The following is a 21,582-nucleotide window of genomic DNA, read 5'->3' on the forward strand; positions in this document are numbered from 1 at the left end:
ATACTTTTTTCGAAATCGTCGGAACGATTCGTTTCAAGCGAGTTCGGGTACATGACGAGAGAGACAACAAACAAGGAGGGGCTTACATGTTTGATTATACGGTGAAGACGGATCAGTCGGTCGAAGCAGTGGTCGAAAAGTTGAAAGCGACGCTCAAGGACGAAGCGTTCGGCGTGCTGTGGGATTTCGACTTGAGTGATACGCTCAAAGAGAAAGGTGAAGCCATCGACGGGGACTATCGTATCCTCGAAGTGTGCAACCCGAAAGAGGCCAAGAAAGTCATCACGGCGCACCGTGAGGGCGGCTACTTCCTGCCGTGCAAGCTCGCCGTCTTCACGAAAGACGGGGCGACCCACGTCGGCATGCCGAAACCGACGAAACTGATCGAATTGATCGAGGACGAGTCGCTCCAGTCCATCGCACTGGATGTCGAGACTAGACTGACACGCGCCATCGACCGCAGTATATAAGAGATGACACCCGCCGACAAAGGCGGGTTTTTTTATGTTCTTTAATAAATAAGATAATGGTAAAATTGGGTCATCAAGAAGACGAGGGGCGGAAACGTTGAAACAATCTGTCAAATGGATGCTGTTGAGCGCGGTTTTACTTTCCGGATGCGGAAAAGACGAGACGAGCGCGTTGAAATTGGATTATATCGATCACCATTGGACCGTGAATAAATATTCGCTTGAGGCAGAGCCGGTCACCGATATCGATGAGACGTTAGCGGCGTGCACGGGTGACTTGACGACGTCGCTAGACGGGGAGTTAACGGTCTTCGACACGGTCGTGGCGAGCCGGTCCCCCTTGACGAACTCAGGGGAAGATTACATGTTCAAAAGTGTGACATACGTCAAAGGGGATAAATCTTATGCAATCTGCCGCGATATGGTCTCTCATCGTCTCCAAGCGGAAGTGATTCCCTCTTTCCCAGAAGAGATAAGCGCGTCGACAGGAACTTCGATCGGCCGTGCTCCTGCCGTGTTACAGACGAAAGCCTCGGACGGAGCGATGTTCCTGCAATCAGAGGTAAAGAGCGGATATGACCATGAACTTGAATTGTTTCCAGATTCGTTATTCAGCTTCTCACAGGCGCTGTATGGGGAGATGGAGATCGCTGTCGAAGGTTGGCCGACGCTGTTCCCGATCAATACGTTCGAACCGGCGACGTCGTCGATGGGTGACGTCCAAATGATGATGGCTTTCAGTCCAGAAGAGAAGCTTCCGTACGTGTTGATGGGGCATCAGAACGGTTCTTTCTCGTCTCAACCGATTGAAGTCACGTTTGACGCGACCGAGGCGGCCCCGAGATATGAATCATTAAAAATTGAACGGATTCCGCTCACCGAACAGGTACTTGAGTCCGGCAAGAGCTACCCGATCTTTACGTTCACGTACATGAAAGACGGAGCGCCGATCACGGACACGGTGACAATCACGTATCGGGAAGAGACGTTCATCACGGAAGAAGAACGTGATCTTCAGCAGGAGCATACCGACATGCAGTCCATGTGGCAATCTGATGAACCGTTCGTCTATTTACATAAGAAACCGTTCAGCCATGAACAGCCTCTTGCTTATCCGGATGTCCTCAAGGCAGCCGGGACCGACATGACCGACTTGATCGACGCCATAGACGCGGCAGAATCGGTCAATCGCAGTGGGGATGCGGGCGAGTATCATCAGTTGACGATTCTCGATGGGCTGAAAGGCCAAGAGTTTGAAGTGACGTATAAACAGCGCTCAAAAAAGATAGATATCTTCTTGACGGATAAACTGACCGGTGAGACGTACAAACTGACGAGCGAAGGGGCCGAGACGTTCTTGTCCTACTTCCCCGACTTGAAGAAGAAACCGAAGAATTGAGGTGAACTGATGAAAAAGTTCGGATTAGGAATCTGTCTATCGCTATTCGTTTTGGCTGCAGGATGCGCCCGGGACCAAGAAGTAGTCCGATATGATGTTGTCGAGGCCCATTGGACGGCAGAGCACATCACACATGACCTTGAAGTGCAGGCAATCAAGGCCAAGGACATGTTGACCTATTGTGAACAAGGCGAGTTACTCAACGATATCGAGGAGGACCATCTATCCTTACTTGGCGTGACGTTTGCAAGCCGAATGCCGTTCACTGAGCCCGATACTGAAACATACGCCTTCAATGAGACATCGTTCGTCGAAGGTGATTCCGTTTACGCGCTGTGTAAGTCGGACCACGTTGAGGGATACCGGGCGGTCAAGCTGGAGGCAAGGCCGGAGTTTTTGAAAGACGAGACCGCGCGAGAGATTCCATTGCTACCTAGCGTAGTAAGCGGGACAGAAGAAATTCGGGAAAGGTTATCACGGGAAGAAGCGATCCATCCTTACGGGCAAGACCTCACCATTCGTCCATTCTTGGATAGTCTTTATACGATCTCGCCCGGTTTCAACGGGTCCATCGAGTTTGGAATCGGGGACGACGGGGTCTTCACACCGTATTTAGATTTTGCTCCTTACGTGGTCAGGGAGGACACTCATGTTGCGTTAGGATATGGCACGAAGACGAAGACGCCATACATGTTAATGTCGAGTGACGGGATTCACTATGGACAGCATTCGTTGAACGATGGCGAATTACTGGACGGAGTCGACAACTTAAGTGTCCGGACGCTTCTTGAAGGCGGTACGCTCGAACCGCTCGAACCGTTTCCGTTATACGAATTAACCTACGAGTCAAACGGTCAAAAGATGACGAAGACGATCTCGATTCGATTCAAACCGAATCCATTCATCACGGAGCCGACCGATACCGATGCCGTCTCGATCGGTTATGTCCATAAATACCCGTACCATCCCAGTGTCCCGTTTTACTATCCGGACGCAGTCAGCACCGAGGGGCAAGGCTATGAACGATTGACCGAGGCGCTCGAGACGGGGACACCTTCGACCAAGAATGGGGAAGCGGGAGAGTACATGTATTTGACGCTGCTGAAAGGAAATCGTGGTCAACAGTTCGAGTTGAGTTACCACAAACGTTCGCAGAAAGTTGATGTCTTCGTGAAAGATATGAACACGGACGAACAGTTCAAGTTGTCGAGTGAAGGTGCGAAAATATTCCATGAAATTTTCCCCAGTGCAGTGGAGTAAGCAGAGCGTTTGGTTTGATGAGACTTCGGCTGCAGCGACGATTGGCGGTGTCGATGAATCCGACAGTCGCACGCAACTGACCGAAGAATCGACAACTATGTAGAAGCAAATCTTTTTACAAGATCAGCACCGTCATTTTCACGAAAAGGTCGAATGGGACTCCTGTAAACGAGGAGTTCTTTTTTTGCGATTCATTGTCTGATAACCTGTGATGAAGTTGGTAAATACTTCAAACTCAAGATATTGACTTACTGTTAAAAACGGCGCTAGTCAGGACTTTTATCACAAGTTACACTTGAACTCGATTGTACTAACAAAGGAAAAATGTCCTGAAATAACTCAAATTATAAAGGTGGGAATTATCGGAATGATTGAAACGAGAGATGTCAGCCTATCGTCACCAGACGTGCTTCGCGCCATCGAAGCGAACATGGCGATGATTCGATTTGACCGCCAGCGCCGTGTCGTCGATGTGAACGACGCCTTCGCCAAGGCGATGAAATACAAACGCGACGAGATGATCGGGATGCAGCACCATCTGTTCTGTACGCCGAACTTCGTCAACAGTACGGACTATCAAGCGTTTTGGAACAAGTTGTTCGACGGGTTCAGCTCGGCCGACAAGATCGAGCGCGTCGACGCCCGGGGCGACTCGATTTGGCTCGAGGCGACGTATATGCCAATCTATGAGGGGATGACGTCATCGGTGTCGTCAAGATCGCCTCGGACATCACCGAGCGGCAACAGACGATCGAACGATACGCCCGCACGTTCCGTGATATGGCCGAGAATCTTGATGACCGGGCCCGCCGTGGCATGGAGGAGAGCCTACATTTGAAGCGGACGATCGAGCGGCTCGAGTCGGACGCATCGGTAAACTTGAAGACGCTCGGCAACCTTCAAGACCAAGCGGCAGAGATCACGAAAATCGCCAGCACGATCAAAGAGATCGCGGCCCAGACGAACCTGTTGTCACTGAACGCCGCCATCGAGGCGGCGCGGGCAGGTGAACACGGCCTCGGCTTCAACGTCGTCGCGACCGAGGTCCGTAACTTGTCTCGTCTCGTCGAGCGCGCCGTCATCGAGGTCCGGGCCAACACCGAGGGGATGAACAAAGAGCTCGCCTCGATCGTCGACGGCGTCTCACGATCGAACGAAGACATTAATGCGAGTGTCAACATCATGGAAGCGACGCTCGAACGCTTCGGGAAGATCGAGCAGTCGGCCCAGTCATTGAACGGGACGGCCGAACAGTTCACTTCGGCGATCTGACGAAAAAACCAATTGAAGGAACCGCCACCGTCGTCGGTGGCGAGTCCGCTCAATTGGTTTTTTTGACGACGAGCGTATGACCGTGTTGTTTCAACCAGGCCATCGCACCATCGACGTCCGGATAAACAGAGGATAAAGTCGACCAAAACGATTTGGAGTGGTCGAAATGGACGAGATGCGTCCACTCATGGGCGATGACGTAATCCATCACCTCAACCGGGGCGAGCATGAGCCGGACGTTGATCGAGATCGTTCCGCGCGAGCTGCACGAGCCCCAGCGCGTCTTTTGATGGCCGATGCGGATGCGCGCGGCGCTCACCCCGAGCAGACGTTCATAGTGGGGCGCCCGCCCGGTGACATAAGTGAGCGCCTCGTCGCGGAGCCACGCCTCGTATGCGGCCCCTATCCTGGACTCGTCCCACCGGTCCGGGCAACGGAAAGCTGTCCCGTCGTAGTCGAAGGCGTCAACGGTGTTCGTGCGCACGAGCGGCACGGTCTCACCTCGATAACGGAGCCGGTCGTTCGGCAATGACGGGGCTTTAGGTAATGCCGCGAGCCGGTCGTTTATCCAGTCCGCATGCTCGCGTAAGATCGTCTCGACGACCCGGTTCGACAGTCGGGCCGGGATGCGGAGCTCGATCCCTTCGGCCGTTATGTAGAAAGCCGCTTTCTTTCGCCGTTTATGGCGGATGATACTTACGCTCATCGTTGTCACCTCCAAACACTGTTCTCGGTCGATTATAGCCGACGTCTCGAAAATCCGCCACGCTTTTGACGACCAGTTGCTTCAATTTTTGTTACAGTAGGGACAGGAGGGATCACTATGAAATCAATCTTACATCAACCGCTTGACCGAGTCGGCACCGACTCGGTGAAATGGGACGGCCTCGAGCGCTGGTTCCATGTGAAGTCTGACGTACTGCCGCTCTGGGTGGCCGATATCGATATCCGGACGGCACCTTCGATCTCGGAAGCGCTCGCGGCGCGTGCGGCGACCGGAGAGTTCGGCTATACGATGTTCGCGAAAGAAGCCCAGGAAGCCGTCAGCTCTTGGTACGGGCGGAGACACGGACTCGACGTCACCCCCGAACATGTGTTGTTCTCGAGCGGGGTCGTGCCCGGACTGACCCACATCGTCGAGGCGTTGACGAAGGAAGGGGACGGGATCGTCATCCAATCACCGGTCTATCCACCATTCCATGAACTCGTGACCGGGTTGAAACGCGTTGTGCGTGACGCCCCGCTCAAACAAGTCGATGGCAAGTATGAGATGGATTTTGACGCCCTCGAACACGCAATGCGACAGGCGAAACTGTTTTTGCTCTGTTCACCGCATAATCCGGTCGGTCGCGTCTGGACAGAGTCCGAGCTCGCTCGTGTCGTCGAGTTGGCGAGAACGTACGACGTTATCATCGTCGCCGACGAGATCCATGCCGATCTGACATATCCGTCGCAGCACCATACGGCGATCAATCGACTCGACGACCGGGTCATCACGGTGAGCGCCCCGTCGAAGGCGTTCAACATCGCCGGTTTGTTCGCGTCGTACATCATCTGTCCGGATGACGCCTGGCGCAAACGGATCATCCAAGTCCAAAACAAACACCACGTCCTACCGACACCGTTCGCCAATACGGCCATCATCGCCGCCTACACAGACGTCCGGGCGGAACGATGGCTCGACCAGCTGACGGCCGAGCTCGAGGAACAAGCCACCTATGTCGTCGAGCGCCTGAATGCCGAGTTACCCCGGCTGACGTGCTTCATGCCGGAGGCGAGTTACTTGTTATGGATCGATTTCGCCGCGCTCGGCCTTGAGCCCGAAGCTCGGAAGAAATGGCTCCACGAGGAGGTGCGGGTCTTCTTGTCACCGGGTGTTCCGTTCGGGGGGGCGGCGTCGACGTTCGAGCGTCTCAACTTCGGTACATCCCGGACGATCGTTGACGAGGCGCTCGGACGGATCAAGACCCATTCCGATGGAAAAGCGTTTGTATGAAACGAGAAACGGGAAAAATTTCAGAACGAGTCAGTCAAGATGACGTGGCGACAGAAAGCGAGTGAGGCAGATGGAGACGATCAATTGGAAGAAGAAGATGGAGGAGCAGCTGAGGCGTAGCGGGTTTACGCTAGAGGTTGAGAATATGGCCAACATCGGAATGACGGAGATCCACGCGTCCTCGTCGCCGTTGATCTCTTATCCGCTCCGCATCCGGCTGTATGTGCGCATGGGCTGGCTCATGTGTACCGTCGATGCGACGACGGTCGACCGGAGCGAGGACCACCCGTTGTTCGAGCGGATGATCGCAGCGGTGTTCGAACGGATCGTCCGGCATCTCTACCACGCCTACGACTTCCACGTCTTGACCTATATCGGGAACACCGGCAACTATATCGCCCCGAAAGACTCGGATACGGGGGAGATCGTCCGGTTGCTCGCCCAAATCTGGAACGACCGCTCGTACTTGCATCTCGAGACGTATGAGGAGTTCCCGGCGCTATATGTGACGCCGCCTTGGGCGCATCAGGCGTACGCCATCGAGAGCACGGACGACGAGTGGATCATCTACGCGGGGCGCAGCGGCCGTCAAGCGACCGACTACCGGGCCGATGGGGTCGAATTGCGCCCCCACCGTCTCGCCGAAGGGGACCTGTTCTTTCCGGTCGACCGGATCTCGAAACAGCACGGACCGTTGGCGCTCGCCGAATGGCTCCGGCTCGAGCGCAGGGAAGTCGAAGACTTCATGCTCGCGTTCATGCGAACGATCCGGAAGTTCGACCCGTCGTTCGGGTTCGCCTGGGGCGGGACGGACACGTTCTTCCACGGCGTACCGGTCGAACCGTACGCCCAAGTGCTTCGGCTCGAGAGCGGGAAGCGCCGTTATCGGGTCATGAACAACTCGGCGAAGCGGCTGTTCGCGGTCGCCGACGACCCGGTCGTCTGTCTGAAAGAAGTCGAGCAGACGTTGCGCACGGTCCGTTTACCCGAGAACCGGGTCTCGGCCCTCGGACAGCTCGTCATGGGAGTGTGGCAGCAGTTCGAGTCCGATGAGTCGACCTATATTCAAGAAGTCGCTTATCGCGGCATCTCCAAGTTTCAAATCGAAGAGAAGATCGGCCACGCGCTCGCGAACCAGCAACGGATCCGCTGGGTCGAGAAGGCAGACTCTCACCAGTCGATCATCGAGTACGCCCACCTTCGGATCTCGTTCCCGAAACGTCCTCCCGGTATCGTCACAGTCGAACCGATCGAATCCACTTATGAAAGAGGTGCTCTATGAGAATCGTCGATGCACGTGCCATGTCAATCAGCCACGAAGACTTGATCGCCGTCACCGAGTCGTCCGTGTACTACCGTGAGAAGACGGGGGAGACGAGCTTTTCCATCTTTCGATACGATGAAGCGGATGGCACCATCACGCAAATCAATCGCCGCGTCTTCGAAGACTATGGCATATCAAAACTGTTCATCAGCGCCGACCGTGTCTACTTTTTGAACGAAACCCCGGACCGGACGGGGGTCGTGAGCACGGAACTAATCGCGTTCGACTACCGTACAGGTGATGAAGAAGTGCTGACGACGTTCGAGAAACGGGGCAACAGCACGTTATACTGGGTGCTCGCCGACCGTTACTTCCTCTTTTTGACGAGTTTCGAGGCTACGGACGAGGCGTGGCTGTTCGACGCCGAGACGTCCCGCGAAGAACGTATTCGTGACGAGCGGCTCGTCGGCCATGCCGGGCGCTTCCGTGAACTGTATTTGTTCACGACGGAGCTCGAAGGCGTGTCTTACATTGTATGTAACGCACGGTTGGACGAGTTTGATTACTATGACGCGCTCGAATCGGGACGCATCTCACCCGATGACCCGATCGACCATTCCGAAGCGATTCTCATCTGTCCGCTCGACGAGGCGGTCGAGGCCGTTTGGTCGAAAGCGGACGAGATCCCGTTCGATGATTTGATCCGGTTGCAAGGGGAGGGGGACACGGTCCAGTATCTCGGGGAGCGTGACAAAAAACTCCGGTTTGCGGCGTTCATCGACGCAGCCAATGAGGAGACGGTGTACGAACTGGCGGCACCGGACGTCCTGCACGAGCTCGCCGTCGTCGACTGGGGTGCCTATGAGCCGATCGATTTCACGTATGACGACGTCAGTTCGACCATCTTCATCAAGGTCGAAGAATCGATGGAGCATACGGAGTTGATCGATGCGACGACCGGGGCGAGATTTTTGGACACGTCACCGTTCGAACGGGTGCTCGACGCGAACTACTTCATCCACGAATCGGCCGATGGGCGCAACGGCGGGGTCAGCATCTTCAACTTGGAGGCGAACGAGCGACAGGCGTTCGAAGACGCTTATTATACGGTACTCGACGAGACGATCGTCATCTTGTCGACGAAACAACTGTAAAAGCACGGCCCTCTACGAATCGAGGGCCGTGCTTTTACAGTATGGTTTACATAATATATTATCGTAAACCGGATAACGCTTGTTTTTTCTTCTCGTCACCGATATGGGCATAGACTTGCGTCGTCGCCACCGACTCGTGACCGAGCAGTTGTTGGATCGTCAAGACGTCGACCCCGCTCATCGCCAACCGGGAAGCGAACGTGTGGCGAAGTTTGTGGGGCGTGACCTGCTTGTGGGTCAAGAACGGGAGATACGGTTTCAACCGGTCGATATGTCCTTTGAGCAGGTGTTGCACCGTCCTGACCGAGATGCGTCTTCCTTTCTCGGAACGGAACAGCGGCCCGGTCCCATCTTGACGATGGTCAAGCAGCAACGGCTCGAGCGGGGAGGCGAGCGGGATGACCCGCTCTTTGTTCCCCTTCCCGATGACACGGATCGTCCCGGTCGCGAGGTCGATGTCGCTCCAGTCGAGCCCGACGAGTTCGGAGACGCGCATCCCGGTCAGTCCGAGCAGCTGGATGATCAGAAAATCACGGTCGCGGTTCCGTTCGTACCAGCTCGCCTCGCGGTCGGACATGCCGACGTTGCTGCGGACGAGCGTCGAGAAGTCGAGCCACTCGTGTTCCGTCAAATAGACCGGGTTCCGTTTGGCGCGCTTTGGACGCTCGACCGCTTGGAACGGGTTGTGTGACGCGATCCCGGACTCGATCAAGAAGTTGAACAACGACTGCATCGTCGACAACTTTCGGTTGATGACGCTCGGGGCGTTATCGAGCTCGAGGGCGAGATAGGACGCATAGGCATCCGCGCCCGCATAATCGAGTTCGACGAACGAGGCGAGGTCGACCGTGGTTGGGTCGACCTCGGATGCGCTAGCGGCCTCGACCCACCGGAAGAAGTCGAAGAAATCGTATAAGTACCGCTGCGCGGTCTGTTCTGAATAGTGTTTCGCGGCCAAATGGTTCAAGAAACGTTGGATGAAGCCGGGCATGCGCTCGTATCCGTTCAGCTTGAAACGCTGCGTCGTGACACGTGCCGGCGCTTGCCCGAGCTGGCGGAATATACTCAAAAAATCTCTCCTTTTGTTAACTGATCGATGTGACGATCCGGTCCTTACCGGCCTGTTTCCCGGCCCTGAGGCGGTCGTCTGCTTCTTTGACAAGTGTGTCGACGGCCTCTAATCCGTCACGGCACGAGACGCCGAACGTCATCGTGACACTGAGGCGACGCCCGTCATAGATCGTCTCGGTCGTCTTGATCCGTTCCCGGAGACAGTCGAGCGTCTCTGCGACCTCATCTGCTGTCTGATTGCTCAAAAACAGCAAGAACTCTTCTCCACCCCAACGGACACAGATCCCGTCGGTCCGCTCGAGGGCGGCGGCGACTTGTTTGAGGACGAGGTCGCCACAATCATGGCCGTGGCGCTCGTTGAACGCTTTGAAGTGGTCAATATCGGCGAGTGCGACGGCATATGGGCGGCCGTCTGCGACCGCTTCTGCGATGGCTTGCTCGATTCGTTGATAGCCGGTCATCCGGTTATACAGCCCGGTCAATCCGTCCCGTGAAGCGAGGACGTTCAAGCGTTCGTTCGACCGTTCTAACTCGGTCGTCACCTCGACGACCGAGTTCTCGAACACGAACGTCAGCCCGGCGATGAGTGCGATCGTCGACAGCAGACAAGTCAGCCCGATCACTTGCTCGATCATGGGGGCGAGCGGCTGTGTCCCGACCGTGACGTTCCAGTAGAGGAACCCGTAGATCGCCATCGCGAGCCCGGTCGACATGACGCGGACCAAGCGGCTGACGTTCGGCATGAAGAACACACCGTACGCCACCATGATGATGAAGTAATGGACGTTTGCGCCCCACCCGAGGACGATCGTCGAGATGATGGCGTTATAGACGACTTCGACGAACAGTCCGATAAAGAACGTCCGGTAGTACCGTTTATGTACGAAATAAAATGAGAGCGTGTAATAAAGAACGCTGAACACGTTCGACCAGGCGAGCACCGTGACGTCGAGACGCCAAAACGTGACCAAGAACACGACATGGATGAGCCATGCGAGCGCGTTCCCGTAAAAAGTGATGCGGTAATTATACAGTGTACCGCGACGTTCCTCATAGGCAGTCCCCACGTGAACACCTCCTCGTTCCAGTATACCGAAACTGTAAGGATTTGCCTACGCCTGTTCGAGAATCGAGTCAATCCACTCTCTGTAAACGTTGATTTCAGGACGTTATAATTGCGTGAAATAGATATTTCACGCAAGGTTTATAGAAGCGTCGTTTGATTCGTTAAAACAGACGTGGTGGCATCTTCCGATTTAAGAGCGAATCAACAGGGTGACAATACATTATTATGTAAACCACTATGAGGGATATAAACTTTTGTTTCGACAGCCGTTCATCCGTTAAGCGAAAATAAAGCTTGAAACGGGGAACGAGGTAACGTTACACTGAGAACGTAAACAAAAGGGGGATTTCAGGATGGACGACCAACGTTTGAAACAACATCTCGCTGAAGCGAAGACGATCGCTGTCGTCGGTGTGTCATCGAACCCGAACAAGACCGCCAACCAGATTGCGGAGTATTTGCTCCTGCAAGGGTATACGGTCATCCCTGTCAATCCGACGCTCGAGACGTGGAACGGCCGCAAGGTGTATCCGACGGTCGAGAGCATCCCGGGACGAATCGATATCGTCGACGTGTTTCGCCGGAACGAATATTTGGCCGGCGTTGCCGAGGACGCGGTCCGTCATGGGGATGTCGGACTCGTCTTTAACCAGCTCGGTCTGTCGAGCAAGGACGCCGAACGAATCGTTCATGCTGCCGGACTTGACTACATCGAGAACCGGTGTATTTACGTCGAGCACGCTCGACTCCTCGGCTGAGACCTGCCCCTGCGGCAGGTCTACTTTTTTTCACGCGTCGACGGCGCGGAGAGGAAGGCTTGCCAGAATCCTGAAACAGCTATACAATTAGGTATGAAAAACGAACATGTGTTCGAAGATGAGGTGACTGACATGTCAACAAAACTATTTAATTATAATGAAGACGCCATCCAAGTGCTCGAAGGGCTCGCTGCCGTTCGGAAACGACCAGGGATGTATATCGGCTCGACCGACCATCGCGGGCTGCACCATCTCGTCTACGAGATCGTCGACAACGCGATCGACGAGGCGCTCGGCGGTTTCGGTGACCAGATCGATGTGACGATCCATAAAGACGATGCCATCACGGTCCGTGACCACGGGCGTGGTATGCCGACCGGGATGCACGCCTCGGGAAAACCGACGCCAGAGGTCATCTTCACGGTCCTCCATGCCGGCGGAAAGTTCGGCCAAGGCGGCTACAAGACGTCTGGCGGACTGCACGGGGTCGGCGCCTCGGTCGTCAACGCGCTCTCGAGCAAGCTGCTCGTCACGATCTATCGCGACGGCAAGGTGTTCGAGCAGACGTTCGCTGACGGCGGTGTGCCACAGACGACGCTCCTCGAGACGGGGAAAGCCCGCCAGACCGGGACGAGCGTCTACTTCAAGCCGGACACGACCATCTTCTCGACGACGACGTATAACTACGACACGCTCGCCGAACGGCTCCGGGAGTCGGCTTTCCTATTGAAAGGGTTGACGATCACGTTGACCGACGAACGCTCGGACAAGCAAGAGACGTTCCATTACGAGAACGGGATCGCCGAGTTCGTCCACTATTTGAATGACGACAAGGCGACGCTCCACCCGACCGTCTACTTCGAAGGGACCGAGAACGACATCGAGCTCGAACTCGCCTTCCAGTTCACGGACGCCTACTCGGAGAACGTGTTGTCGTTCGTCAACAACGTCCGCACCCGGGACGGCGGGACGCATGAAGTCGGCGCCAAGACGGCGATGACCCGGATCATGAACGAGTACGCCCGCAAAAACGGCTTGTTGAAAGAAAAAGACAAGAACCTCGACGGCGGCGACGTCCGTGAAGGCTTGACGCTCATCGTCTCGGTCCGGATCCCGGAGGAGTTCCTCCAGTTCGAGGGACAGACGAAGTCGAAACTCGGCTCGCCTGAAGCCCGTGCCAGCGCAGACGCCGTCATGGCCAAGCAGCTGACGATCTTCCTCGAGGAAAACCCGCAGATGGCGACGATGCTCATCAAGAAAGCGATCCGCGCGGCCCAGGCCCGCGAAGCGGCCCGAAAAGCGCGTGAAGAGGCGCGTAACGGCAAGAAAAAGAAACGTTCGAGCATTCTGAACGGGAAACTGACGCCGGCGACATCAAAAAACGCCGCCAAGAACGAGCTGTTCCTCGTCGAGGGGGACTCGGCCGGCGGTTCGGCCAAACAAGGCCGTGACCGGACGATCCAGGCGATCTTGCCGCTCCGCGGGAAGGTCATCAACTCGGAGAAGTCGAAACTCAATGACATCATGAAAAACGAGGAGATCAACACGATCATCCACGCGATCGGCGCCGGGGTCGGACACGATTTCGATCTCAGTGACTGCAACTTCGACAAAGTCATCATCATGACCGATGCCGATACGGACGGGGCCCACATCCAAGTGCTCTTGTTGACGTTCTTCTTCCGTTACATGCGACCACTCGTCGAGGCGGGCAAAGTGTTCGTCGCCTTGCCGCCGCTCTATCGCATCTCGAAAGGGAAAGGCAAGTCGGAGCAGTTCGAATACGCCTGGGACGAGGAAGCGCTCGAGAAACTCGTCAAAGTGTACAAAAAAGGCTATATCATCCAGCGCTACAAAGGTCTCGGTGAGATGAACGCCGATCAACTGTGGGAGACGACGATGAACCCGGACACACGGACACTCATCCGCGTGACGATCGATGACGCTGCCGTCGCCGACAAGCGCGTCTCGGTGCTAATGGGGGACAACGTTGCCCATCGCCGCGAATGGATCGAGGAGAACGTCGCCTTCGGTCTCCAAGAAGATGATTCGATCATCGCCAATGAACATGTGACTAAAGCGATTGAGGAAGTGATGTAACGATGTCGACGATTCAACACATTTTAAACTTGTCGCTCGAACAGGTCGTCGGAGACCGTTTCGGGCGTTACTCGAAATATATCATTCAAGACCGGGCGCTCCCGGACGCGCGCGACGGGCTCAAGCCCGTTCAGCGCCGGATCTTGTATGCGATGCACCATGAAGGCAACACGAACGACAAGGCGTACCGGAAATCGGCCAAGACGGTCGGGAACGTCATCGGGAACTACCACCCGCACGGTGACTCTTCTGTCTATGAGGCGATGGTGCGCCTGTCGCAAGACTGGAAGCTCCGCTACCCGCTCATCGACATGCACGGGAACAACGGCTCGATGGACGGCGACTCGGCTGCCGCGATGCGGTATACCGAGGCCCGGCTGTCGAAGATCGCCGGTGTCATGCTGACGTCGATTGCCAAGAACACGGTCGACTACACGCCGAACTTTGACGATTCGACCGAGGAACCGCTCGTCTTGCCGTCACTCCTACCGAACCTGCTCATGAACGGGACGACCGGGATCTCGGCGGGGTATGCGACCGAGATCCCCCCGCACAACTTGACCGAAGTGCTCAATCTCGCCATCGCCCGACTCGCCGGCGAAGTCGAGACACCGAATGACGCCTTCCGTTACATGCAAGGTCCCGACTTCCCGTCCGGTGGCACGGTCATGGGCAAAGACGGCATCTTGAAAGCGTTCGAGACCGGTAAAGGCAAGATCATCATCCGCGCCAAATCGGTCATCGAGCCGCTCAAGGGCGGCCGTGAACAGATCACGATCACCGAGCTCCCGTATGAGGTGAACAAGGCCAACCTCGTCAAGAAGATGGAAGAGCTCCGTCTCGACAAGAAAGTCGAAGGCGTCGCCGAAGTCCGTGACGAGACCGACCGGACCGGGGTCCGTGTCGTCATCGAATTGAAGAAAGAAGCGGACGCGGAAGGTGTGCTCCACTTCTTCTTGAAGCATACCGACCTGCAGCTCGCCTATAACTACAACATGGTCGCGATCGTGCAGCGGACACCGAAACAGCTCGGTCTGTTACCGATCATCGATGCGTATTTGAAACATGTCGAGGAAGTCGTCACCCGCCGGACGACGTTCGAGCTCGAACAGGCGAAGAAACGCGCCGAGATCGTCGACGCGCTCGAACAAGCCATCTCAGTGCTTGACGAGACGCTCGAACTGATCCGTTCGGCCAAGGACAAGTCCGAGGCGAAGCAGAAGCTCATGGATCGCTTCTCGTTCACGGACCGTCAAGCCGAAGCGGTCGTCATGCTTCAATTGTATCGTTTGACGAACACAGACATCGTCGAGCTCCAAAAAGAAGCGAAAGTGTTGCAAAAAGAGATCGCGCGTCTCGCCAACATCTTGAACGTCGACGCGACGAAGCGGAAACTCATCTCAAAAGAGTTGACGGCGCTCCGCGACGAGTTCGGTGATGAGCGGCGTTCGGTCATCGAGGCCGAAGTCGAAGAATTGAAACTGAAGACCGAGGTCATGATCGCCGTCGAAGAGACGATGGTGTTCGTCAGCCGTGACGGCTACGTGAAACGTTCGTCGATGCGCTCATACGGCGCCTCGAGCGAGGATATGCCGGAGATGAAACAAAAAGACCGGCCCGTCCTCCTCACACAGGCGATGACGACCGACCACTTGCTCGTCTGGACGAACAAAGGCAGCTATCTGCTCATCCCGGTCCACCAGATCCCGGAGACGAAATGGAAAGACGCGGGCCAACACGTGGCCAACCTCGTGCCGATCGAAGGCGAGCAAGTCGTCTCGGCCGACGTCGTCTCGACGTTCGAGACGGACGCACACTGCCTGTTCGTCACGAAAGACGGCATGGTCAAACGGACGCCGCTCCGTGACTATGACGCCCAGCGCAAGTCGAAGGCGCTCATGGCGCTGAAACTGAAAGGGGACGACGAGGTCGTATTCGCCGGCATCAGTGACGGTCCAGGCCAACTCTTCCTCGTCTCTGAGCGTGGATACGGGCTTTGGTTCAAAGAAGACGACGTCCCGGTCGTCGGACAGCGTGCCGCCGGTGTCAAAGCGATGAACTTGAAAGACGGTGACGTCGTCGCCGACGCGTTCGCCTTCTTCACACCGCCGCTGTTCGTCCTCGTGACGCAACGCGGAGCGGTCAAGAAGATGAAGCTCGAAGACCAGTTCGACTGCACGAACCGCAACCTGCGTGGCACGATGCTCATCCGTGAGGTCAAATCAAAACCGCACCAGATCCGCCGCGTGCTGCCGGTGCATGGGGATGAGACGATCCACATCGTCGGCAAAGAGACCGCGAAGACGGTCAACGCGAAACAACTGACACTGCTCGACCGCTACGCCAACGGCTCGTTCGTCTTCGACGAGGAGACGTTCGGTGACATCGAGGACGTCTATCTCGATTGATTCAGCAAAAGCCTGCACACATGACATATACTGTCGCGTGTGCAGGCTTTTTTTGTCTCTATTCGTCTTTGTCAGTCATGGAACGCTCTAAGATACCGTTCCAATTCCGCCTGTTGCCGTAGATGATGTCTGGTGTGCATCTCGATGAGCTTGTACCACTCTTGCGCGTTCAACCAGCCGAAGCCGCCATGTAACGCTTTACAGTTCGGGTCGGCCGCGTGAATCATCGGCTCACACTTCTCCAACCGTGTGATGAGGTCGTCAAGACGGCGTTTCAAAGCTTCACGGCTATCGGTATTGTCGGGCGGGGCGTTCATTTCGTCCGGTAGTTTGATTTTAATAGGGGGGAATCCACCGTCGCTAAACAACAGCTCCCCAAACTCGGTCTTCCCGAGCGGTTGGTGCTCAGCATTCGTCAGACACGCTTCCATCTCGTCTAGATACTCATGGGCGACGATGATGATATGGTCATACATCTGCCCGATCGACCAAACATCCGTCTTCTCCTTATAGCGGAGTTGATTAGATGAGTATTGGTCGAGGTCTTGCTTGAATCGGGACAATAGTTCGATAGCGGTCATATGCCTCCTCCTTCTACTGCTACGGATGTTTCCGTCGAGTATACCATGAGCCGGGTGTCGTAAACTCCAGACTGGCGCGACAAATACTTTCTTGCGGGAGCGGGTATTATGAAAAGGAACAATCAAGCCCGATGGCGAATGGGATAAGCAGGACAAACGATGGAGGGATTTCTATGTCAGACTGGCTCACTTGGGCCAAACGGCTACAAGCACTGTCGCAAGCGGGCTTGACGTTCACGAAGGACGAGTTCGACCGCGAGCGTTATCTCGAGCTCCAGGAGATTGCGACCGATATGTTCGAACGACAGTCGAACCTCGCCTTGCATGAGATCACTGAACTGACGCACGTCAACGGCTACCCGACACCGAAGCTCGACGTACGCGGTGTCGTCTTCCGAGACGACGAGTTGCTGCTCGTGCGTGAGCGGTCGGACGGGCTGTGGACGCTGCCAGGCGGCTTCTGTGAGGTCGGGCTGTCACCGTCAGACAATATCATCAAGGAAATCGGGGAAGAGGCAGGCTTTGATGTCGCCCCGATGCGCCTCGTCGCCTTGTTCGATATGCACCGTCACCCGCACCCGCCGTTGTCACAACATTATTATAAACTGTTCATCGAGTGTGAGCTGATCGGCGGGGAAGCTCAAGTCAGCCATGAGACGAGCGAGATCGGCTTCTTCTCGCGTGACGCCTTGCCGCCGTTGTCGCTCGCCCGCAACACGCTCGAACAGCTCCATATGTGCTTTGACGCCCGGTGGCAGGACGATTGGGTCACACTGTTCGACTAGGAAAGGGGAGGTCTTATGAAAGTCACACGGATTGAAGATGTCCACCAGCTGACGTTCTATTCACCCGTCTTGCCGATCAACGTCCAATTGATCGAGAAAGAGCTCGGCCTCGTCTTGATCGATACCGGGTTGAAGCAGAACGCCGCTGACATTTTAGCGTATATCGAGGCACAAGACCGCCCCCTCCTCGCGATTCTGCTCACCCACGCCCACGGGGACCACGTCGGTGGGGTCGATACGATCCTGAAGGCGCATCCACACGCCGAGCTTTACGTCTCACGCCGTGACGCCCGCTTGTTAGCAGGGGACCGAACGACGGACTCAGGTGAGCGGCCACTCAACATAAGAGGCTCGTTGCCGCCGATCCGGTCGCTACCGGACAAGCTGCTCGACCCGGGTGAGCGGCTGTTCGGTCTTCGCGTCTATGCCGCCGCCGGCCACACCCCGGGCTCGATCGCTTATTTCGATGAACAGCATCGCCTGTTGTTCGCCGGTGACGCGTTCCAATCACATGGGGGAGTCGCAGTGGCAGGGGACACGCGTCCGTTGTTCCCGCTCCCGGGTCTGGCGACATGGGACAAGCGGGCCGCGGTCGACCATGCCGAGCGGTTGCTTGACTTGGCGCCGCGTCATACGTTCGTCGGCCACGGCAAAGCGCTTGAAGGCACACATCGGCTCTATTTGGCACTGAAACGAGCTAAGCGTAAGCAAGCCCGTCGCTTTTCACGATAATCTTTGGGGGTATGACAGATGGAGTTACGGGAGATTCGGACGACGGATTACCGGCAAGCCGAGCAAATGCTCGAGATTCAACGGAACGCCTATGCGGTCGAGGCCGAACTGATCGGATTTGACGAGATCCCGGCCCGATATGAGACGGTCGAGGTCATTCAAAACTTGCCGGGTCTGAGCTACGGCTTATACAACGAGGAGCGGATGATCGGGTTTGTGACGATCGAGGCGGCCGAGAACACGGTCGAGATCACGAAGCTGTGCATCGATCCGACATACTTCAGGGCGCGGCTCGCGACGACGTTGTTAGAACACGTGCTCAGTCTACACGAGGACAAACTTGTCTACGTGCATACCGGCAAACATAACGGTCCGGCCAAACGATTGTATTCGAAGCTTGGCTTCGAGCCGAACGCCGAGTTCGAACCGGAACCAGGTGTCACATTGATCCGGTTTACGCGAATTTGATCCCGATCTCATAATTTCAGATTCTGTCTCACTACTTTAAGTATACTAAAGGATTGAGACAGAGTTTTATTTTTACTGATAATATATGTTATGTAAACTAGTAAAATTTGAACCGATTCCTCGGTAGTTTTCAGGACTCACCTGCTTCCCACGTTCACGTGATCAGTTATGTCGGCAGGTCGTGCTTCCCTTAGCCACCGATTCGTTTTGTTTTTCCTCGCTCAGACGTTGGCACAGCTTGATTTCGTTCAGATTTTATAAAATGCCTCCTCTTTTCAGCCAGTCATAGATCGGTTTCTGGACATCCTCAAGTGCAATAGGAATGTTCGTCTTGGGATCCCATTTTGTCGTTATCGAAATACTGCCCATCACTTTTCCGCCTTTCTTCTCAATCCTTTTTGTAATTGAGTCGATAACCTGTTGGGGAACTTTTTCATCACCTTTAGTTATGCACAGCCAAACTTTCTTGTTCTTAAAGGAAGTCTCTTTTAAGTATTTATTGATGGCCGGGGGCGTCTTTCCTGCCCAGACTGGGGTTCCTAGGAATAGATGCTCATATTCTTTTAATGCAAAGTCCATTGGCATGATAACGCCTCTCAGACCAAAAAACGCTCCCATTGCTGCACCGGCGATGTTACCAAGTTTTCGCTGCTTTTTATCTTCGATTCTTTGAATGTCAAACTCTGTAAGCCTTTGAATTTCTTTCGCGACTACTTCTGTACTGCCGATCCATGAGTAATATACAATCAAGCTACTATTCTTCATTACGTCACTCCTTCCATCGTTTTTAACTTTCCCTCCCTCTATCTACAGAGGAAATACCCTTAAACGATGGCAAAGAACCTAACTGTCCTCGCCTGTTCTTGGACAGGGTAGCATAGGCCTTCCTCTCGGGACCTAGCACAGTCCTCTCACCTGATTTAAAAAGCTGTGGACTCATCTTGCCTCTATCTCCCACTTGCGCACCTGTCGATTCTCTAGAGGTTGAAGGTTGGTGAATCGCATGCTGTTTCATAAATTATTCTTATCTGTATTACCTGTATGAAACCCTGATTCAATGACATGATAGCGCTTTTAGAATAAACGTTTCAAAAATATCTTACCTGCTGTTTCTATGTTCTTCGCAGTTGCCTCTAGGCGTTCATCATGCTATTTTTAGACAGATGATACTTTAAGGAGGAACATGAATGAAACGTATGACAAAAGGTTTAGCAGCAGTTATCTTGCTCGCTGTCCCGCTCGCGGCGTGTGGTGATTCTAGCACCGATCAGGCCGATACGACACGCTGGGATGAGATCAAAGAAGAAGGTACGCTCACGGTCGGTACGGCTGGGACACTCTATCCCGCCTCGTTCCGTGAAGAAGAAAGTGACGATTTGACGGGGTTTGACGTCGAGGTCATGAAAGAGATCGGAAAACGTCTCGACCTCGAGGTCCAGTTCAAAGAAATGGCGTTCGACAACATGTTGACGAGCGTCCAAAACGGACAAGTCGATGTCGTGGCGAACGACATCTCGGTGACGGAAGACCGCAAAGAGAAGTTCGCCTTCTCCGTACCGTATAAGCACACGTACGGGACGGCAATCGTCCGGAAGAGCGATCTTTCAGGCATCAAGTCGCTCGAAGACTTGAAAGGTAAAAAGGCAGCTGGTGAAGCGACGACCGTCTTCATGGACGTGGCGCGCCAGTATGGGGCTGAAGAAGTCATCTACGACAACGCGACGAACGACCAATATCTTCGCGACGTGTCGACAGGTCGGACCGACGTCATCTTGAACGACTACTACCTCCAGACGCTCGCCCTCGCCTTCTTCCCGGAATTCGATATCGCGATCCATCCGGATATCGCCTATAACCCGCAAGACGTCGCACTCTTGATGAATCAAGACAACGTCGACTTGCAAGAGAACATCGACCGCGTCCTTGAAGAGATGCTCGAGGACGGTACGGTGAAGCAGCTGTCCGAACAGTTCTATAACGGTGCTGACGTCTCCGTCGAACCGGACGTCGACGCGACAATCGTCGAATTGGACTAAGGCGATATGTTCGAAGGTGTGAAGTGGGAAGCGATCTTTGACGCCGACCTCGCCATCCGCTCGTTCCCATACTTGCTAGGTGGGCTGCCGAACACGCTCTGGATCTCCTTCCTCAGCATGTTCTTCGGGTTAGTGTTAGGGCTCGTGCTCGCGCTCGGGAAGCTGTCTCCGTCAAGGCTAGTGCGTTATCCGTCGACGTTTTACGTCTCGTTCATGCGCGGCGTCCCGATCTTGATCATCTTGTTCATTCTCTACTCGGGGTTCCCGTTCATCGGGATCGAGTTCGCGGCGTTGACGGCAGCGATCATCGGCTTCAGCTTGAACTCGGCCGCCTATATCGCGGAGATCATCCGCGCCTCGATCCGTGCCGTCGATCAGGGACAGATTGAAGCGGCCCGGTCGCTCGGCATGAACAAGTGGCTGACGTTGAAAGGAGTCACGTTGCCTCAAGCGACGCGGATCGCCCTGCCCCCGCTCTCGAACGTGTTCCTCGATCTGATCAAGGCGAGCTCGCTCGCTGCGATGATCACCGTCCCCGAGATCTTCAACAAGGCGAAGATCGTCGGAGGTCGTGAGTTCGACTATATGACCGTCTACTTGGTCGTCGCTCTGATCTACTGGGGCATCTGTACGTTCATGTCGTTCTTCCAGGACTGGCTCGAGCGGCATTTCGAACGCTATTTGGATACACCGAAACGATGACTTTGCGGTCATCGTTTTTTGTTTTCCTTTTTGTGTAAGCGTCGAGTGTGCTATGATTTT

General features: G+C 55.0%; 21 protein-coding genes. 16 read left to right on the top strand and 5 right to left on the bottom strand.

Annotation, left to right across the window (positions count from 1 at the left end; translation table 11 throughout):
- Positions 1 to 86 precede the first annotated feature (86 nt).
- The 5 genes from EVJ21_RS00690 to EVJ21_RS15485 all read left to right on the top strand — a co-directional run bounded on the left by EVJ21_RS00690 (position 87) and on the right by EVJ21_RS15485 (position 4,401).
- Positions 87 to 470: a DUF302 domain-containing protein gene (locus EVJ21_RS00690; RefSeq protein WP_131489724.1), complete on the top strand. Its 384-nt coding sequence runs from the start codon at positions 87 to 89 to the stop codon at positions 468 to 470.
- A 97-nt stretch (positions 471 to 567) separates the two neighbouring features.
- On the top strand, positions 568 to 1,869 hold the full coding sequence (locus EVJ21_RS00695) for a hypothetical protein (RefSeq protein WP_131489725.1): 1,302 nt from the start codon (positions 568 to 570) through the stop codon (positions 1,867 to 1,869).
- Between the two features lie 9 nt (positions 1,870 to 1,878).
- Complete coding sequence (locus EVJ21_RS00700) at positions 1,879 to 3,129, top strand: hypothetical protein (protein WP_131489726.1); 1,251 nt, start codon at positions 1,879 to 1,881, stop codon at positions 3,127 to 3,129.
- 367 nt (positions 3,130 to 3,496) lie between these two features.
- Positions 3,497 to 3,967, top strand: a complete 471-nt coding sequence (locus EVJ21_RS15480) for a PAS domain-containing protein (protein ID WP_236636541.1) — start codon at positions 3,497 to 3,499, stop codon at positions 3,965 to 3,967.
- Complete coding sequence (locus EVJ21_RS15485; RefSeq protein ID WP_236636542.1) at positions 3,964 to 4,401, top strand: methyl-accepting chemotaxis protein; 438 nt, start codon at positions 3,964 to 3,966, stop codon at positions 4,399 to 4,401. The genes EVJ21_RS15480 and EVJ21_RS15485 overlap by 4 nt, the downstream gene beginning before the upstream one ends.
- Before the next feature lie 49 nt (positions 4,402 to 4,450).
- On the opposite strand, the gene EVJ21_RS00710 is transcribed toward EVJ21_RS15485, so the two are convergent.
- Positions 4,451 to 5,107 (bottom strand): M48 family metallopeptidase, encoded by a 657-nt coding sequence (locus EVJ21_RS00710; protein WP_131464970.1) that lies wholly within the window; start codon positions 5,105 to 5,107, stop codon positions 4,451 to 4,453.
- 117 nt (positions 5,108 to 5,224) lie between these two features.
- On the opposite strand from EVJ21_RS00710, the gene EVJ21_RS00715 reads away from it, so the two are divergent.
- The 3 genes from EVJ21_RS00715 to EVJ21_RS00725 all read left to right on the top strand — a co-directional run bounded on the left by EVJ21_RS00715 (position 5,225) and on the right by EVJ21_RS00725 (position 8,815).
- Positions 5,225 to 6,397 (top strand): MalY/PatB family protein, encoded by a 1,173-nt coding sequence (locus EVJ21_RS00715; RefSeq protein WP_131469297.1) that lies wholly within the window; start codon positions 5,225 to 5,227, stop codon positions 6,395 to 6,397.
- A 70-nt stretch (positions 6,398 to 6,467) separates the two neighbouring features.
- Positions 6,468 to 7,679 (top strand): hypothetical protein, encoded by a 1,212-nt coding sequence (locus EVJ21_RS00720; RefSeq protein WP_131464974.1) that lies wholly within the window; start codon positions 6,468 to 6,470, stop codon positions 7,677 to 7,679.
- On the top strand, positions 7,676 to 8,815 hold the full coding sequence (locus EVJ21_RS00725; protein ID WP_131464976.1) for a hypothetical protein: 1,140 nt from the start codon (positions 7,676 to 7,678) through the stop codon (positions 8,813 to 8,815). Before EVJ21_RS00720 ends, EVJ21_RS00725 begins: the two co-directional genes overlap by 4 nt.
- A gap of 58 nt (positions 8,816 to 8,873) precedes the next feature.
- Here the strand turns inward: EVJ21_RS00725 and EVJ21_RS00730 are convergent, their stop codons facing one another.
- On the bottom strand, positions 8,874 to 9,884 hold the full coding sequence (locus tag EVJ21_RS00730) for a tyrosine-type recombinase/integrase (protein WP_070327241.1): 1,011 nt from the start codon (positions 9,882 to 9,884) through the stop codon (positions 8,874 to 8,876).
- A 16-nt stretch (positions 9,885 to 9,900) separates the two neighbouring features.
- Positions 9,901 to 10,953, bottom strand: coding sequence for a GGDEF domain-containing protein (locus EVJ21_RS00735; protein ID WP_131489727.1), 1,053 nt, complete (start codon positions 10,951 to 10,953; stop codon positions 9,901 to 9,903).
- A gap of 352 nt (positions 10,954 to 11,305) precedes the next feature.
- Between EVJ21_RS00735 and EVJ21_RS00740 the strand changes: the two genes are divergently transcribed.
- The 3 genes from EVJ21_RS00740 to parC all read left to right on the top strand — a co-directional run bounded on the left by EVJ21_RS00740 (position 11,306) and on the right by parC (position 16,218).
- Positions 11,306 to 11,710 (top strand): CoA-binding protein, encoded by a 405-nt coding sequence (locus EVJ21_RS00740; RefSeq protein WP_016508698.1) that lies wholly within the window; start codon positions 11,306 to 11,308, stop codon positions 11,708 to 11,710.
- A 132-nt stretch (positions 11,711 to 11,842) separates the two neighbouring features.
- Positions 11,843 to 13,810 carry a DNA topoisomerase IV subunit B gene (parE, locus tag EVJ21_RS00745; RefSeq protein WP_071397535.1) on the top strand — a complete coding sequence of 656 codons (1,968 nt, stop codon included), beginning with the start codon at positions 11,843 to 11,845 and terminating at the stop codon, positions 13,808 to 13,810.
- A gap of 2 nt (positions 13,811 to 13,812) precedes the next feature.
- Positions 13,813 to 16,218 carry a DNA topoisomerase IV subunit A gene (gene parC, locus EVJ21_RS00750; protein WP_131470650.1) on the top strand — a complete coding sequence of 802 codons (2,406 nt, stop codon included), beginning with the start codon at positions 13,813 to 13,815 and terminating at the stop codon, positions 16,216 to 16,218.
- A gap of 71 nt (positions 16,219 to 16,289) precedes the next feature.
- On the opposite strand, the gene EVJ21_RS00755 is transcribed toward parC, so the two are convergent.
- Positions 16,290 to 16,799 (bottom strand): DinB family protein, encoded by a 510-nt coding sequence (locus tag EVJ21_RS00755; RefSeq protein ID WP_131489728.1) that lies wholly within the window; start codon positions 16,797 to 16,799, stop codon positions 16,290 to 16,292.
- Positions 16,800 to 16,972: 173 nt separating this feature from the next.
- Here EVJ21_RS00755 and EVJ21_RS00760 point away from each other — a divergent pair, with 173 nt between their 5' ends.
- The 3 genes from EVJ21_RS00760 to EVJ21_RS00770 are packed head-to-tail and all read left to right on the top strand — an operon-like array spanning position 16,973 to position 18,784.
- On the top strand, positions 16,973 to 17,584 hold the full coding sequence (locus EVJ21_RS00760) for an NUDIX hydrolase (protein WP_071397532.1): 612 nt from the start codon (positions 16,973 to 16,975) through the stop codon (positions 17,582 to 17,584).
- Positions 17,585 to 17,599: 15 nt separating this feature from the next.
- Positions 17,600 to 18,316: an MBL fold metallo-hydrolase gene (locus tag EVJ21_RS00765; protein ID WP_131489729.1), complete on the top strand. Its 717-nt coding sequence runs from the start codon at positions 17,600 to 17,602 to the stop codon at positions 18,314 to 18,316.
- A gap of 18 nt (positions 18,317 to 18,334) precedes the next feature.
- Positions 18,335 to 18,784, top strand: coding sequence for a GNAT family N-acetyltransferase (locus EVJ21_RS00770; RefSeq protein WP_131489730.1), 450 nt, complete (start codon positions 18,335 to 18,337; stop codon positions 18,782 to 18,784).
- A 255-nt stretch (positions 18,785 to 19,039) separates the two neighbouring features.
- Here the strand turns inward: EVJ21_RS00770 and EVJ21_RS00775 are convergent, their stop codons facing one another.
- Positions 19,040 to 19,549, bottom strand: a complete 510-nt coding sequence (locus EVJ21_RS00775) for a flavodoxin family protein (RefSeq protein ID WP_131489731.1) — start codon at positions 19,547 to 19,549, stop codon at positions 19,040 to 19,042.
- Between the two features lie 422 nt (positions 19,550 to 19,971).
- On the opposite strand from EVJ21_RS00775, the gene EVJ21_RS00780 reads away from it, so the two are divergent.
- A complete protein-coding gene (locus EVJ21_RS00780) occupies positions 19,972 to 20,820 on the top strand; it encodes a transporter substrate-binding domain-containing protein (protein ID WP_131489732.1) in 849 nt (282 codons plus the stop codon).
- Between the two features lie 6 nt (positions 20,821 to 20,826).
- On the top strand, positions 20,827 to 21,522 hold the full coding sequence (locus tag EVJ21_RS00785) for an amino acid ABC transporter permease (protein WP_016508715.1): 696 nt from the start codon (positions 20,827 to 20,829) through the stop codon (positions 21,520 to 21,522).
- Positions 21,523 to 21,582: the final 60 nt, after the last annotated feature.

The organism is Exiguobacterium sp. SH0S2, assembly GCF_004337185.1.
Classification (GTDB): Bacteria; Bacillota; Bacilli; order Exiguobacteriales; family Exiguobacteriaceae; genus Exiguobacterium; species Exiguobacterium aurantiacum_A.

Bases quoted from the DNA above. Each gene is read 5' to 3' on its own strand.
- EVJ21_RS00715 (WP_131469297.1), top strand. From the start codon at position 5,225: ATGAAATCAATCTTACATCAACCGCTTGACCGAGTCGGCACCGACTCG.
- EVJ21_RS00725 (WP_131464976.1), top strand. From the start codon at position 7,676: ATGAGAATCGTCGATGCACGTGCCATGTCAATCAGCCACGAAGACTTG.
- parE (WP_071397535.1), top strand. From the start codon at position 11,843: ATGTCAACAAAACTATTTAATTATAATGAAGACGCCATCCAAGTGCTC.
- EVJ21_RS00700 (WP_131489726.1), top strand. From the start codon at position 1,879: ATGAAAAAGTTCGGATTAGGAATCTGTCTATCGCTATTCGTTTTGGCT.
- EVJ21_RS15480 (WP_236636541.1), top strand. From the start codon at position 3,497: ATGATTGAAACGAGAGATGTCAGCCTATCGTCACCAGACGTGCTTCGC.
- EVJ21_RS00760 (WP_071397532.1), top strand. From the start codon at position 16,973: ATGTCAGACTGGCTCACTTGGGCCAAACGGCTACAAGCACTGTCGCAA.
- EVJ21_RS00785 (WP_016508715.1), top strand. From the start codon at position 20,827: ATGTTCGAAGGTGTGAAGTGGGAAGCGATCTTTGACGCCGACCTCGCC.
- EVJ21_RS00720 (WP_131464974.1), top strand. From the start codon at position 6,468: ATGGAGACGATCAATTGGAAGAAGAAGATGGAGGAGCAGCTGAGGCGT.
- EVJ21_RS00755 (WP_131489728.1), bottom strand. From the start codon at position 16,799: ATGACCGCTATCGAACTATTGTCCCGATTCAAGCAAGACCTCGACCAA.
- EVJ21_RS00775 (WP_131489731.1), bottom strand. From the start codon at position 19,549: ATGAAGAATAGTAGCTTGATTGTATATTACTCATGGATCGGCAGTACA.
- EVJ21_RS00780 (WP_131489732.1), top strand. From the start codon at position 19,972: ATGAAACGTATGACAAAAGGTTTAGCAGCAGTTATCTTGCTCGCTGTC.
- EVJ21_RS00765 (WP_131489729.1), top strand. From the start codon at position 17,600: ATGAAAGTCACACGGATTGAAGATGTCCACCAGCTGACGTTCTATTCA.
- EVJ21_RS00690 (WP_131489724.1), top strand. From the start codon at position 87: ATGTTTGATTATACGGTGAAGACGGATCAGTCGGTCGAAGCAGTGGTC.
- parC (WP_131470650.1), top strand. From the start codon at position 13,813: ATGTCGACGATTCAACACATTTTAAACTTGTCGCTCGAACAGGTCGTC.
- EVJ21_RS00740 (WP_016508698.1), top strand. From the start codon at position 11,306: ATGGACGACCAACGTTTGAAACAACATCTCGCTGAAGCGAAGACGATC.
- EVJ21_RS00770 (WP_131489730.1), top strand. From the start codon at position 18,335: ATGGAGTTACGGGAGATTCGGACGACGGATTACCGGCAAGCCGAGCAA.
- EVJ21_RS00710 (WP_131464970.1), bottom strand. From the start codon at position 5,107: ATGAGCGTAAGTATCATCCGCCATAAACGGCGAAAGAAAGCGGCTTTC.